Source organism: Burkholderia sp. DN3021 (genome assembly GCF_049805555.1).
Classification (GTDB): Bacteria; Pseudomonadota; Gammaproteobacteria; order Burkholderiales; family Burkholderiaceae; genus Burkholderia; species Burkholderia pyrrocinia_C.
The window spans coordinates 1-13,154 of record NZ_JBNCAB010000135.1 but is presented as its reverse complement, the minus strand read 5'-3'; the positions used below and the strand labels follow the sequence as shown (position 1 = coordinate 13,154).

The 13,154-nt window shown below is 61.6% G+C and carries 13 protein-coding genes and 3 pseudogenes; 9 read left to right on the top strand and 7 right to left on the bottom strand.

Annotated elements, in window-relative coordinates; genetic code table 11:
- Window positions 1–300: 300 nt before the first annotated feature.
- The gene (locus ACPUER_RS34625) at window positions 301–1,530 is read left to right on the top strand and encodes a hypothetical protein (protein WP_425133313.1); all 1,230 of its coding nucleotides are present in this window, start codon (window positions 301–303) and stop codon (window positions 1,528–1,530) included.
- Between the two features lie 87 nt (window positions 1,531–1,617).
- A pseudogene (locus tag ACPUER_RS34620) lies at window positions 1,618–2,474 on the top strand (helix-turn-helix domain-containing protein).
- A gap of 20 nt (window positions 2,475–2,494) precedes the next feature.
- Here ACPUER_RS34620 and ACPUER_RS34615 read toward each other — a convergent pair.
- Window positions 2,495–2,770, bottom strand: a pseudogene (locus ACPUER_RS34615) (transposase); the annotation flags it as partial.
- Between the two features lie 5 nt (window positions 2,771–2,775).
- On the opposite strand from ACPUER_RS34615, the pseudogene ACPUER_RS34610 reads away from it, so the two are divergent.
- Window positions 2,776–3,165, top strand: a pseudogene (locus tag ACPUER_RS34610) (transposase); the annotation flags it as partial.
- A gap of 236 nt (window positions 3,166–3,401) precedes the next feature.
- On the opposite strand, the gene ACPUER_RS34605 reads toward ACPUER_RS34610, so the two are convergent.
- Complete coding sequence (locus ACPUER_RS34605) at window positions 3,402–4,187, bottom strand: type III secretion protein BopE (protein WP_425133312.1); 786 nt, start codon at window positions 4,185–4,187, stop codon at window positions 3,402–3,404.
- Window positions 4,188–4,733: 546 nt separating this feature from the next.
- On the opposite strand from ACPUER_RS34605, the gene ACPUER_RS34600 reads away from it, so the two are divergent.
- From ACPUER_RS34600 to ACPUER_RS34580, 5 genes are all read left to right on the top strand, one after another.
- A complete protein-coding gene (locus ACPUER_RS34600) occupies window positions 4,734–6,299 on the top strand; it encodes a type III secretion system effector BopA family protein (protein ID WP_425133311.1) in 1,566 nt (521 codons plus the stop codon).
- Window positions 6,300–6,412: 113 nt separating this feature from the next.
- Complete coding sequence (sicP, locus tag ACPUER_RS34595; RefSeq protein WP_425133310.1) at window positions 6,413–6,856, top strand: chaperone SicP; 444 nt, start codon at window positions 6,413–6,415, stop codon at window positions 6,854–6,856.
- Window positions 6,857–7,095: 239 nt separating this feature from the next.
- A complete protein-coding gene (locus tag ACPUER_RS34590; RefSeq protein ID WP_425133309.1) occupies window positions 7,096–7,767 on the top strand; it encodes a LuxR C-terminal-related transcriptional regulator in 672 nt (223 codons plus the stop codon).
- Between the two features lie 174 nt (window positions 7,768–7,941).
- A complete protein-coding gene (locus tag ACPUER_RS34585) occupies window positions 7,942–8,388 on the top strand; it encodes a hypothetical protein (RefSeq protein ID WP_425133308.1) in 447 nt (148 codons plus the stop codon).
- Between the two features lie 311 nt (window positions 8,389–8,699).
- Window positions 8,700–9,806 carry an AraC family transcriptional regulator gene (locus ACPUER_RS34580; RefSeq protein WP_425133315.1) on the top strand — a complete coding sequence of 369 codons (1,107 nt, stop codon included), beginning with the start codon at window positions 8,700–8,702 and terminating at the stop codon, window positions 9,804–9,806.
- A 780-nt stretch (window positions 9,807–10,586) separates the two neighbouring features.
- Here the strand turns inward: ACPUER_RS34580 and ACPUER_RS34575 are convergent.
- The 3 genes from ACPUER_RS34575 to ACPUER_RS34565 form a co-directional block, all read right to left on the bottom strand.
- Complete coding sequence (locus ACPUER_RS34575) at window positions 10,587–10,916, bottom strand: hypothetical protein (protein ID WP_425133307.1); 330 nt, start codon at window positions 10,914–10,916, stop codon at window positions 10,587–10,589.
- A gap of 88 nt (window positions 10,917–11,004) precedes the next feature.
- Entirely contained in the window at window positions 11,005–11,520 is a 516-nt protein-coding gene (locus ACPUER_RS34570; RefSeq protein WP_425133306.1) for a hypothetical protein, read from the bottom strand.
- A gap of 15 nt (window positions 11,521–11,535) precedes the next feature.
- Window positions 11,536–11,778 (bottom strand): hypothetical protein, encoded by a 243-nt coding sequence (locus ACPUER_RS34565; RefSeq protein ID WP_425133305.1) that lies wholly within the window; start codon window positions 11,776–11,778, stop codon window positions 11,536–11,538.
- A 294-nt stretch (window positions 11,779–12,072) separates the two neighbouring features.
- On the opposite strand from ACPUER_RS34565, the gene ACPUER_RS34560 reads away from it, so the two are divergent.
- Window positions 12,073–12,432 (top strand): hypothetical protein, encoded by a 360-nt coding sequence (locus tag ACPUER_RS34560; RefSeq protein ID WP_425133314.1) that lies wholly within the window; start codon window positions 12,073–12,075, stop codon window positions 12,430–12,432.
- Between the two features lie 86 nt (window positions 12,433–12,518).
- On the opposite strand, the gene ACPUER_RS34555 is transcribed toward ACPUER_RS34560, so the two are convergent.
- Complete coding sequence (locus tag ACPUER_RS34555) at window positions 12,519–12,764, bottom strand: hypothetical protein (RefSeq protein ID WP_425133304.1); 246 nt, start codon at window positions 12,762–12,764, stop codon at window positions 12,519–12,521.
- Between the two features lie 94 nt (window positions 12,765–12,858).
- The coding region (locus ACPUER_RS34550; RefSeq protein WP_425133303.1) for a transposase at window positions 12,859–13,154 on the bottom strand (296 nt) is incomplete at its 5' end.

Sequence of the window (13,154 nt, the reverse complement as noted above, 5' to 3'; positions counted from 1 at the left end):
ACCGGTGGAACAGCTTCGGCAAGGCGGTTTGCGTCAAAACAGCCTAATTGCGCCCGCAACCAACTGAGCGCATACCCTGTCGAACAAAGCCGTGCTGCGCGTACTTAATATGCTGGATCCCATTGAAACATATCGAAAATTAATGACATTATGAAGATATCAAATTATTTTCAATGCCCCCTCGGAAGTTCCTGGGATAAAAATTCGACCCTGAGAGATAGTCGCGAAGCGGACACGGTTGCAATCCGCAACACCATGATTAATGCATCCTCGAATGTCGCATTCAAGAGCAGATTGGCGGTGGCAATCCAATACCTTCATCAGAAAATCAATATTGCGACTCGCAGCGAGGATGTTGATGCTTCCGAGGTGGCGAAATTCATCGCGAAGTCTGATTATGACGTTCACGGCAGCGTAGCGCTAGCCCATACTCTCATTCGCCTCTGCACTCGAAGAAATGCTGTATTTGATAGCATCTTTCGTGGAGACGCAACCCTCCCGAGCCATATTGCAGAAATATGGATGGATTTATCGGATCAAGTTACAAAGGATTGCGAGACATTTCCTGAGGGGCGGGCGGGTCTTCAAGGCAAAATTCTTGAATTGATAAATGGAGCTAAGGAGGATGGTCAGACGTCTGCTGATTTTCTAGAGGAAGTTTCGGAAAATCTACGCCCTTTGCTTGTTGACGCGGGCGGTTCACATGGCCCGCTCTCCTCAACTTGTTCCCATCCAAATTTTTCGAGAAGCAATAGTTTCTCCTTGCTCGGCTCAAACTTTTCTGGTGCAGATCTGGTTGGTGCTGTTGATGATTTTGAAATTCTCGATAATCCGAGTGTGGGTTATTTTGATAAAGTTACAGATCACCCAAATTTTGACGATGGATTGACTTCTATGTCATGTCAACTTGATTTTCAGAAGCTGGTGACGGAGAAGTGTGCTCACGCTTATGATTATGTCGCAAAAAATGTAAATCCGAATCGACTCAAGGCGATGCTGGGCAACAGCCTCTCATATTTTTCCACTGGTGCACTCAATCAGAATTGCGTCATCTGTGCCAAGGCGGTAGAGCGCAATCTTGAAGCCATGACTTCAGGGAGATTAGATAAATTCTGGGTGGCGAATAGCACCGGGTCGGGCGGGCTGCCTCAGAATGTTTTGACGAAAAACTACACTGAGATATCATTGACGAATGAATCACTCTCTCAGCAACTCCTAAGCAATGTGCAAGAGAAGAGCAGAAACATCATTGTGGTGCCTGTAAGGGGGAGGGATTTCTCACATGCGATGAATCTAGTGCACAGTGGTACCAATGTAATGATCATCGATGGTCAGTTCGGCCTCGTCTACGATTTCGGCTCGCCTGGCGGGCAACGTGCCTTTGAAAAACGCTACGGCCTTGGAAATGGCATTAATGTACTTCGAATTTATCGTACTGGCGATGCCCCACCAGTCTCGACACTAGGGCACCTCGAAAAATCGCGCGGACGCTGGCATGATGCCACTGAGGCCGAAGGCATGAGGATGTGAAGATACAGGTGGTCTCGCTCGTTCGGACAGGTTTTCGATATTTTTAAGTGTGTGATTCATACACATCGTTTCAACTAAGATAAAGCGATGGGCCGCGAGATTGCGACTCGACTACGTTGGGTGGTGATGTATCACGAGACCGGCAACGCCGGTCTCGTATGCGCGCGGTGTGGCATCTCGAGACCGACACTCCGCAAGTGGTTACGACGCTACCTGGATGCTGGAAAAGAAGGTCTGCGCTCTCAAAGTCGCCGCCCTCTCAACAGTCCAAACCGAAAGGTTTCCGAAGCTGATCGGGCGACGATTCTCCGGCTGCGTGCGGAGCGCAAGGGAGCACGCCGGATTCAGAACGAGTTACGGCTACATGAACAAAGAGAACTGTCCCTCGCGACCATTCACAAGGTTCTTACCGAGGCGTCTGTGAAGCCGTTAGTGCGTTCCAGGCGGCCGGCAGATCCCAAACGCTATAGCCGCCCGGTTCCCGGGGATCGAGTCCAGATGGACACGATGAAGATCGCGCGAGGCGTCTATCAATACACGGCCTCGACGACTGCTCGCGCTTCCGCGTACTGGCTGTCTACCCGCGCAGAAACGCCCGAAATACGCTGCTTTTTCTTGATCGTGTCATCGAGGAGATGCCATTTCCAATCCAGCGTATCCAGACCGACAGGGGTGGCGAGTTCTTCGCCGAATCGGTGCAGCGGCGTCTGATGAGCTCACTCGGTGGCAAGACGCCCGTTGACCGCATCGCAGAAGTGGGCGAAATCACACCTCTCGCGGAGCAGGTGGAAAGCGCCTATGACGGGCGGAAAGAGCGAATCCGGCATCGCGAATGGCGAGTTGACAAGACCCTTGCCGAACATCATCGGCGCGCGCTTGAACTCGAGTCTCCTACCGGAGCCACGAACTCAAGCGCGCCAAGAAAACGGCATTCAAGAAAGTGAAACGATGTCTGTGAATCGCACAGCTTAAACGCGACGATTGCATCGGCTCTCGTCGCAGCGTTCCAGATCTCTGCGAGCGCCGCCTTGGCCTTGCCGTGCTGCGATTTGGGCATGACGTTGAGGATGTTGCCGATCTTGTGGAACCAGCAGCGCTGGTGTCGCGTCTGCGGGAACACCTCTTCAAACGCCGCCCACAGTCCCATTGCGCCATCGCCGACCGCAAGCAGCGGTGGGGCCTGCAAGCCTCGTTTCTTCAGGTCGAGCAGCAGTTCTTTCCACGATTCCTTCGATTCGCGATATGACGCGCGCCGACGCGATCGTCGCCTACAATTAGTTCGTCGCGACCTATACGGCCAAATATCCGAAAGCGGCCGAGAAGATCACGAAGGATCGCGACGAGCCGCTCGCGTTCTACGACTTCCCGGCCGAGCACTGGCAGCACGTGCGCACGACGAATCCGATCGAGTCGACCTTCGCGACAGTTCGCCATCGCACGACCCGTACGCGAAACTGTCTGTCACGCGCGACATTCCTCGGCATGGCCTTCAAGCTCATCGAAGCAGCTGAGCAGTCGTGGTGCCGCATTCGCGGAGTCGACAAGATCGAGCCGCTCTTGAAAGGCGTGACCTTCAAGGACGGAACACCGGTGACCGAGAGCGCACCGGCTCCTGCGCAACCGCTTGCCGCCTGATCATGTCGCTCGACCCTCGTACACCACATTTGACATTAGCTCATACCGAAATGCGGGGGCCGATCCGGCGCGAATCGCTTCGGGAGCGACGGAACTCCTTGAATCCGTCGAGCGCTCCGAAGTCATCGAAGTCACCGAAGTCTCGTCGAAGTCATCGAATCCTCAGTCCCCGCAGCTCCACGATCTGGACCATCCCGGCATCCCTCGCCGGACGATCCGGATCACACGCTACTTCGTCACGCGGTGCCCGGCGCGTCCGACGTTCTCTTCGCGTCGAGCGACGCATCCTCCGCCGCGCGGCGGTACGTGGCTTCGAGCGTCTGCACCGTCTGCTGGAAGCGGGCGAGCGTGTTGGCGCGCTCGGCCGGCAACGCGTTCGCGACGAGATCGATCGCCTGCTGGCGCGCATGCAACTGAAGCTCGCGGTACTCCGGGCGCGCGATCAGCTCGGCGCCCATCAGCGCATCGGCGCGCTGCCGGATCTCGAGGTGGAGCGGATTCGTGCCGGCGCCGCTCGGCGTGAACACGCCTTGCTTGTCGGCGCCGGGCAGCCCTGTCGCGCGCGCCGCATCGCCGAGCGCTGCGACGAACGCCGGGCGCACATTGCCCGCGCGCGTCGCGGGATCCATGCAGAAGCGGTCCCTCGCTTCGCTGAAGATCGCGCAGAGCGCCGATTCGTAGATCTGCCGGGCGAATTCCGGATCGCGCCGGATCTCGTTGGTGCGCGTGTCGGCGACCTGCTTGACCGCCTCGTCCATGAAATGCCGGATCGCCTGTTTCGGGTCGCCGGTGGGTCGATAGCTGCGGACGTAGCGAACGTCCTGCAGCTTGCCCCGCCCGGGCGCGCTGTCCGGCGCCCTGCGGTGGAACAGCTGGCCGAGCGCTTCGTCGATCTTGCTGAAGACGCGCTTGATCTGCTGTGCAAACGATGTGCGCGGCCGCGCTTCGCAGCGGTTGGCGTGAACGTCGAACGACGCGTTCCTGACGAGCGTGAATCCGCCGATTCTCGGGTTGTAAGTCATGTTGTGCTCTCGATTGAGTGGAAAGGGATCCGGTCGCCCGCATCCGCGTCGCGTTTCGTTCGACAACGGCGCTCGCGTAATGCGGATAACCGGATCGATTCTAGGGACCGACGCACGTGGTCCGATTCCATAAATAGCTCATTTGCGGTTGCGCGAGGCCGCGTGAGGTCACATGCGGTCGTATGCGGCGCCGCTCGGCGATGTGCGACCGTTCAACCGCCAATAGCGCATTGACGCGCGAAGCGAACCCATGCCGCATGGCCGAGCGAGCGCGTGCCGGATGCGGCGCGGGACGCGCGGGCGCGCGCAGTCCGCGACGCTGCGCCGCTTGCCCGGCGAACCGGCATGTGCATTGCCGCGTGAGCAGAATCTGAAAGCTACGCCGGACGAATGTCTTCAGCATCGGCATTCGTGTCGAGCGGGATCCCGCGCCGGCCGCCCGGCGTTGACGCGCCGCCGGGGGGGCGATCCGCTCGACGCTCATGCGCGACGGCCAGCGCGGCTGGCGCGCCGTATCGGAACGTCTCGAAACGAAGGGAGGACAGGATGATCAATGTCGATGCATTCGTCGCAAGCGCACGATCCGGCGCGCGTTTCGTCGTCGGCGGCGACGCGCGCGGTCCGGCGGTATCGGTCGCGAGGTTGGGGATGAAGGAGCGGCTGTTCGAGATTCTCGCGCACGTCCCGCTGCTCAAGCACTGCGGCGTGGTCCGGCGCTACGTCGAGCAGGTTCGCACGGACAACCGCCGTGCGCTCGAGGGTTTCGTGCTCGCGCTGTCGAAGCGATACGGAACGGAAAGCGCGAAAGCGGCGTTCGACTATGGCGCGCGGCGCGACGGCGAGCCGCTGGATCGGCGGCTCGTGCGCAACATGGTGTCGATCGCCGAGCACTTTCACGGGACGGGCGATGCGAAGCCGCTTGCGCGCCAGATGGTATTTCGGTCATGGGAATGGCGAGGTATCGATCATCCGGGGCATGCATCGCTGACAATCAAGAATCAGGCGGATGCCGACGCCAGCCAGCACGTGTACGAGCACGTCAGTTGGTGGCCGCTAAACCCTTTCGATGGCAAGGGATTCGAGCGCGTCGACGCGGAGGCGCTGAACGAATACCGCCAGGACAAGCGATCGGAAATCGGCGCGCAAACCGTGCGCAATCTGTGGCGAGGCGAGCTCGCGAGAGGAAAGATCGGGAAGGAGGCCTACGATCCGCTTGACGACGCGGATTTTCGCGACGCACGTTTCTTCCCGAGAGCGGGGCAGAAGCTGGATACGGGGCTGCAATGGGGGCAGAGCGCGCGCAAGGTGTACTTCCCGGCGATCGGATTCAACCGCGACAAGCACAATAAGTGCGACGGGCACGACACGCGCGACGCGTCCGGCCGGGCTACGTTCGTGCTGTTCGGGCTGAACGAGGCGGCGATGTTGCGCGACGCGCGCACGGTGAAGAACGCCGCGACGACGGGCGAACTCAAGTACCAGATGATCAGCAAGACGGAAAACTGCGCGTCGATGGCGCTGCGCGTGCTGCGCTGCGGCGGCGCCGAGCAGTTCGTGCCGTATACGGCCACATGGGTCTCCGAGGATCCGAATCGTGCACATGCGTATGCGAGGACCGTGCAGGAGAGGATCGACACGCTGAACCGGCAGCGTGCCGGCGTCGCGCGCCACTGCGAGCGGTTGTACGAAAGCGCGTCGGTGCGGCTGGCGTGGCGCGCATTCTCGGAGGCTGGCGCGGCGGCGGGAGGCCCGTTCGCGCGCGAAACCGATCTCGGGCGAGCTCCGGCGCACGCGCCGCGGCAAGCGCGGCTCGACGATCTCGCGCGCGAGGTTGAGCGGATCGGCGCGTACTTCGCCGAACTGTCCGCCGGGCGATCCGGCAAGCATCGCGATCGAGCGGACGCAAACCTGGCCGACGCGATGAAGCGTTGCACACCGTCGGCTCGCGACGATGTCGCGGCTCTGACGCGCAAGGCGCGCGTGTTCGTCGAGACGCTCGACCGGCATCTCGGCGTGCCGCCGCCGAACGACCAATCCGCGCTGCAGATGCTGGCCGCGCACGCGATGATCGCCCAGATCGAAGCGTTCATGGCGATCGCGATCGCCGACTGAAGGTTGCACGAAGGCCTCATGAGGGCATGGAGGCCGCGTGAGCGCGCCGCCGCTCGTCGGACAGCGGCGCGCACCGATTTGAATCACATGACTCGGATGGAGAACCTCAAACGATGAATACGCATACCGAATGGTTGGACACGTTGAGCGAAGCGGCGGGCGTACCGCTGGACTTCGACGAGCACGGGCAGTGCTTCGTGCTGCTCGACGCGCAACTGATGATCTCGATTCGCGACCGGTCCGACGCGCTTGTGCTGTACGGAATGGTCGGCGAATTCCCGGCGGATGCGCCGGCCGAAATGTGGAAACGGATGCTCGCCGTCAATCTAGACTTGTCGGAAGCGAGCGGCGGCGGCCTCGGCCTCGACGAGGACATGGCGGCCATGATGCTGATCGAGCGCATTGCAACGGCGAATCTCGACGTACGCGGATTTGTCGACGCTTTCGAGGCATTCGCATCGCGCCTCGAAAGCGTGATCGTCGCGTTCGAACAGATGGGCGCGTACGACGCCGTCGCGCGGGATCACCCGGCGGATTCACGCGCGGCCCGCGCGTAGTGCGGTTGAATCGACGAAGCGGCGGCCCAGTCCGATTGCCGCGCACGACGCCCGCCCGCGCGCAGCTGCGACAGCTGAGTGGCGAACGTGTGAACGAACGAAACAGGTCTGAAATCTTCCAGTGATGTGCGCGCGCTAAGCTCAATGGCATGTGCGGGTGGGGATCGGGGTTGGCTCGGGCGACGCGTCGTGCAGGCGGGCGCGCAGGACAGGATGCATCGGAGCAACAAGAATTCGATATGGTAGTAGAGAGAAAGTGTGAACGGGTGCTTGTCGTCGACAGCCATCCAATCGTGCGCGACGGCATCGAGGTCGTGCTCGGCAGGGCGTATGCGGGAATCGACGTGGCCGGCGCGGCCGACATGGCCGAGGCGAGCGATCGGTGCGGTCGTGATCGCCAGGATCTCGTGCTGATGGATGTGATGCTGCCAGGCGACGATCCGCTGCCGGCGATGGGTGAGATCCTGCGGGTTCATCCGGATGTGCTGTTCGTCGTCTTCACCGCGCTCGGCTCGGAGGCGCGCGCGGCGGATGCGATCCGCTTCGGCGCGTCCGGCTATCTGCTGAAGTCGTGCAGCCCGGCCGGCGTCGTGCAGGCGGTTCGGCACGTGATGGCGGGGCGCGTTCACATCGATCCGTCGCTCGACGAAGCGAGAGTGGTATCGGCGGCGGGCGGCAGCATGCTGGCGTCGCCCATTGACGAGCTCACGCCGCGCGAGAAGCAGGTGTTTAAGCTGATCGCGGACGGGATGCGCAATCGCGAGATCGCGTCGGTGCTGAACATCAGTCCGAAAACGGTCGATTGCCATCGGCAGCGGCTAATGCAGAAGCTGGGCGCACGCAACGTCGCGACCGTGATCCACTGGGCGTATCGATACGGATATGCGAACGCGTGTGCGCCGGCGATGTAGTGCACGGCGGGCGCGCTCGCATCCGATTGCCGCGCGACGCGGCATCGAGCATCTGACATCCGACGTGACGAGCCTCGACCACCGCATGCCGCGCGCCGAGCGGTTCGTGAAAGTGCCGCGCCGATGCGTGCCGGAGAATGGGTGCTCGCCAATGTTCACGAAAGGAAAAACATCATGACGAAGCTGAATGAAATGACTGTCGCGCAATGGAGCCGCCGGCATGACGCGCTCGAGCGGCATGCGCGACCCGATGGCGACGACCGGCGCGCGCAGGGTGCGGCGAGCGAACGCGATGGCCGGACGATGAGAAGCGAGATCAAGGCGATCCGGATGGACGTGCTCAAGGAGATCCGCTTCAATAGCGCGGTCAGCAAGCAGGTGCTGCTCGCGAAGCGGAACCGGATCGTCGCGAACATTCGTGAGGTTAGCGAAAAGATCGACAGGACAGGGCTATTCGGCAAGGTGTTCGAAGCGGTCAAATACGTCGCGCATCGCGGCCTGTATCACGACCGGCGCGCGCTGCGAAAACTCGACGCGTTGGTCGTCCGGTACATCGGCGATCGGCCTGAGGATCGCAAGTGCAAGGTCTTGCCTATGCGGACGCGGCGTCCGGCGCCGTGAGTGCGTGCGCGCGTCCGACGCAAGCCGACAAGTCGGCGTGCGGTGCGGGCGCGGCACATGCGGCATGAGCCGGCCGCCGATGCGTTGCGTGCGCGTGCGCGGCGGCGCTTGCGCCGAGCCCGCTGCATCGCCGACGTTTGCCGGGGGCGTCGCATGCGGCGCATCGTGAGTCAGGCATCGCACGCCGTGCGTTGCCTATCGCTTGCAGCACGCCAGGCGCTTCAGCTCTCGACGCCCCGCTCATGCTCGATTCGGCAGCCTTTTGGCGCGCTGCGCATTTCGTAATGCGTGACGCGTTGCGCAATCGCGACATGCGGCATGTGTCCCGCACGGTCTCTCGGCAGACGCGCTTTCCGTCGTACCATTCACCGGCCTTCACTATGGCGAAGATGCACACGCCCCGCAGCGGCCCGCTGCTGCAGTTCTTTTCGACCGACGACATGCCGTTCGCGCACGCAGCGGCGTTCTGGAGAGCGCACGTGTTCCAGTGCGAGGACGTGCGCGCGGCGGCGCGCGCGTTTCACGGGCACGGCTTTCTCTGCCGGTGCGAGCGCGGCCGGTTCGTTCGTTTCCGCGGCGCGTCGCTCGACGCGCGGAGCGGCAAAGCCTGGCTGAGCGCAGCGATGGCCGACGCGCACGTGACGATCTGCGCGCTGCATGCGGGTGAGTGCACGGTCGAAGCGCCCGGCTTGCCGGATGCGCGTTTTTGCGCGAACGACCTGTTCATGCTCGACGGCGGCCAGCCGATGCGCGTGCGCTGGAATGAGCCGTGTTTCAGTGCGCTCAGGCTGCCGCGCGCGTCGGTGGGGCGCACGCTCGGCCAGGCGGCAATGGATTCGTCGCCGGGCGCGGCTTCGTTGCAGGCGGCGCGGCTCGCACCGTTTCTCGCGGCCGAACTCGCGCTGATCGGCGATCGCGGCCCGGCGCTATCGTCCGAAGAGCTCGATTGCGTGCTCGCGCGCGCGGCCGAACTCGGCCGCGCGCTGCTTCAGGCGGCGCTGTCGTCGGGCGTGCGGCGCGGCGCGCCCGCGCGCGCTGACAGGCTGCAGTCCGCGTACCACTACATCGATCAGCATCTTCATCTACCGACGCTCACGCCCGAGCGGATCGCCGACGCGATCCACTGCTCGCGGACGCAACTCTATCGCCTGTTTCGCCGCGAATCGCAGACGGTGAAGGCGGTGCTGCGCGACGCGCGGCTGAACCGCAGCCTCGGCTACCTCGAGCGGCCCGAACTTGCGCTCAGCATCGGCGAGATCGCGCATGCGTGTGGGTTTCCCGATCAGTCGACGTTCGGCAAGCTGTTTCGCCGGCGCTTCGGCAGAACGCCCGGCGAAGTGCGACGCGCCGCGCGGGGACACTGCGGCGAAGCCGCGCCGCCGGACTTCGCGGAAGGCGGAGATGCGGCGCGTGCGTGAACGCTTCGACGGCGGGCGGCGATCGGGATGCGCGGATGGTTCGATGGACTGCCGGGCGAGGCGTGCTGGGCGGGGATATCGCGATGTAACTGCGCTGCGGCTTTGTTCGGAAGGGGTAGTTGCGCGGCAGCGTGAGGTCGAGTAGAAAGGGCCATTGATCTATCCGCCTCGTGAACGTTCAGTGCCATATAAAGCCAGCTTGAAATCCGGTGCGCCGCGCAAACGCCCGAAACCGACGTATCGGGTCGCAAACACCCGCGCCTACAATCAGAGCCTGAAGCGGCGAGGCCAGCTCAGCCTGTACTGCCCGCACGGCGATCTGAAGGCTGTTCATCAATGCCCGGCCGTATGTGCGGGGTGCGTCTGCGCATACCCTGTCGAACAAAGGCTCGAATCACGATGAACCTATTGCGACGCGATACGATGACCAAAGCCGGTATCAAAATCCGACGCTTGAAGGCGGCCACCAGTGATTGCTACCGCGCCGAACTCCTTGGCGGGGAGGGCCCCTCATGCGATTGCCCTGCTTGTTCAGCATTGCCTTAACGATTGTTGATCCTCATACAATCAGATCCCACATACCATTGGCAACAACGATCAGCCAGGATGCAAGGACTTGGTAGATCGTGGAGCGTGGTTTGTTGAACTACCTCTCTGTCTCCTCCTCGTTGATGCCGGGCATGTGTCCGGCGTCTTTTTTAGGTTCTGTCGCGATAGTGGCAATCGGCCAAGGGGATGTTTATTTGTATAGGTTTCTTATGCAACCAATGAATAGAATTGCTAGGCGGGTGTCTGGTTCTTGCGATCGCCCTTCATCTTCTCTTTGGCGATCATGTGCATCAACTCGATGCCGCCGAGCAGGATGCGGGCGCAGTGAAAGTCCTTGAAGCCCATCATCCGCCGGCTTTTCTCGACCGGACGCTTGCGCTGTCGATATCGATGCACCGTCGAGTGATCGACCGACACGCCCCGTTCGGCCATCATCTTCTCGAGGCTGCGCAGGCTCAGCGGGTACGCAACATACCAGTGCACGCACTGCAGGATCACCTCGAGCGGGTAATGCAGTCGCTGGAACAATCGTTTCAGGGTCGCCTTCATGCCTGGCTTCATCGCTCACTTACCTCAATGACCCGTTGAGCGAAATCTGAAAGTCCGGGCGGCGCGGCTATGCAAGGATCGCGCTCCGATCGCCAACTCTCTATAAGCGGACCTGCACAATGCGCGTTATCTCCTCGACAACAGAGGCGCTAGTCTGTTCCTTCATTGTCCGGTTGAACCGCTCGGCGACGAAGGCGTAGCTCGGCATGATACCCCAGAACCTGATCTGGTCGAGGAAGTCGTCCGAGGTGTATTGCGAGCTATGATCCATGCGCAGCGACAACCCGCGGCCCGCGTCGGCGGCTACCGAGCCAAACTCGCCCAGCAGCCCCTGGGAGATTGGCTCGAAAGCTGCGAAGCGGTCACCGATTTTCGCGGCATGAATGCCGGTGCACATGCCATCGCAGTGATCGACGGCCGAAAAGATCCACACCATACCATCTTCCACGGTCGCGATGCGCACGCCGTCGGTTCCCCACATCTCATTGGGGCGATCAGTCGTGATCCGGCCGTCGAGAAGGATGGGCTCGCCTCGTGCCTGACGGTGCGGCGAGAGCAACCTGTGCTCGCGCATCAACTGCAGTATGCGGGTCCGGGACACACGGATGTCGTGCACGATGCGCAGCCGCGCCTAAACCTTGCGGTGTCCCTCGCCGCTGAAGGGCGAAGCTGCGAGATCGTCGCAAATGGCCTTCAGCAGGTCAGCATCAGGCATCTTCGGCTTTGGCCCACGCCTACGCGGAACCATCGGCGTCACGTTGGCGCTCGCTCTGGCACGAACCGCATAGATCGTCGAGCGCGGGAATGCGAGCACCTGGCAAACCCGTTGCAATCCGAAGGGCTTACCTACGCTGACGGAGATCTCGTGTCTCATGTCGACGATCTCCGACCGGTCAAAGGGCGACGGGCCTGCAGTTCACGGTCCCTGCGCAGGATCTCGTTTTTCCATGGACAGCTCGCCAACGCGTCGCACGGCGTCATTGAGCCAGGCTTCGAGCGAATCGCTGGTCCGTGTCTTCAGGCCGGCCTCCCCATGCCGGCCAGTGCCAGCTCACGCCATTGCTCGAGCTCGGCGATCGTCACGCCGACTTCACGGGATACGGCATCGACGGGTTTGCCGCGCAGCAACCGAAGGACCACGCTACGTTTGCGGCCGGTCGACCAGCGTTTGACTTCGGCGGCGCCAGAGGCGCCGCAGTTCCAGCGACTGCATTACCCGCTCGAGGTGATCCTGCAGTGCGTGCGCTGGTATGTTGCGTACCCGCTGAGCCTGCGCCACCTCGAGGAGATGATGGCCGAACGGGGCGTGTCGGTCGATCACTCGACGGTGCATCGATGGGCCATCAAGCTACTGCCGGTGTTGGAAAAGGCGTTTCTGCAGCGCAAGCGTCCGGTCGGGAAAAGCTGGCGGATGATGGGCTTCAAGGACTTTCACTGCGCCCGCATCCTGCTCGGTGGCATCGAGTTGATGCACGTGATCGCCAAAGGGAAGATGAAGGGCGATCGCAAGAACCAGACATCCGCCTAGCAATTCTATTCATTGGTCGCATAAGGAATCCTATTCAAATAAACATCCCCTTGGCCGATTGCCACTATCGCGATAGAACCAGTCGCTTACCGTTGCTCACCCGTTGAGCCTAAAGAAACTTGTGTGAGATTGTCATATCCGCCCTGCTTGCCCGACTGACTCACGCCGCATCCTGGACAGCGATGCCGGCCTAACCTGTCTTTTGCTACGACATGCGTGTCATAAAACCAGTTCAAAAGTTCCGGTGCGCGCAGCGTCGCACCTTGTAAAGACAATGCTGAACAAGCGTCCACATTCATGATGTCATCAAGAGTTCGAGGCAAATCAATCATGAACGAAGCATTTCTTGCTCGTTTTCGGTCATCCTGGGCGCCGTTCAAAGGGCGGAGGCCCTTGTCGGCGGGCCCCAGGCCCAGTTTTCGCCCATTACTGGCGAGCCAGGGCCACGAAGGCGCGGTTCGCATTCTTCGCGAGTCCTCGATAACGCACCTTCGTGAAGCCCCACAACCGCTTGACCACGGCGAACACATGTTCGACGCGGGCCCGAATCTTCGACTTGTTGCGGTCCTTGCGCCGCTCCACCTCATTGACCACGCCGTTGCGGCGCGTGCGCTGATTCGTGAAGTTGCCCGCCCAGGGCGCCTTGCCGTGAATCGGCGCCTTCTGGCTCGCGTAGGCGCTGTCGCCATAGACACGCTGCTCCTGCCCATGCAGCAGTTGCG

Bases quoted from the DNA above. Each gene is read 5' to 3' on its own strand.
- ACPUER_RS34605 (WP_425133312.1), bottom strand. From the start codon at position 4,187: ATGACTTACAACCCGAGAATCGGCGGATTCACGCTCGTCAGGAACGCG.
- ACPUER_RS34600 (WP_425133311.1), top strand. From the start codon at position 4,734: ATGATCAATGTCGATGCATTCGTCGCAAGCGCACGATCCGGCGCGCGT.
- sicP (WP_425133310.1), top strand. From the start codon at position 6,413: ATGAATACGCATACCGAATGGTTGGACACGTTGAGCGAAGCGGCGGGC.
- ACPUER_RS34590 (WP_425133309.1), top strand. From the start codon at position 7,096: ATGGTAGTAGAGAGAAAGTGTGAACGGGTGCTTGTCGTCGACAGCCAT.
- ACPUER_RS34585 (WP_425133308.1), top strand. From the start codon at position 7,942: ATGACGAAGCTGAATGAAATGACTGTCGCGCAATGGAGCCGCCGGCAT.
- ACPUER_RS34580 (WP_425133315.1), top strand. From the start codon at position 8,700: ATGCGGCATGTGTCCCGCACGGTCTCTCGGCAGACGCGCTTTCCGTCG.
- ACPUER_RS34575 (WP_425133307.1), bottom strand. From the start codon at position 10,916: ATGAAGCCAGGCATGAAGGCGACCCTGAAACGATTGTTCCAGCGACTG.
- ACPUER_RS34565 (WP_425133305.1), bottom strand. From the start codon at position 11,778: ATGAGACACGAGATCTCCGTCAGCGTAGGTAAGCCCTTCGGATTGCAA.
- ACPUER_RS34555 (WP_425133304.1), bottom strand. From the start codon at position 12,764: ATGATTGATTTGCCTCGAACTCTTGATGACATCATGAATGTGGACGCT.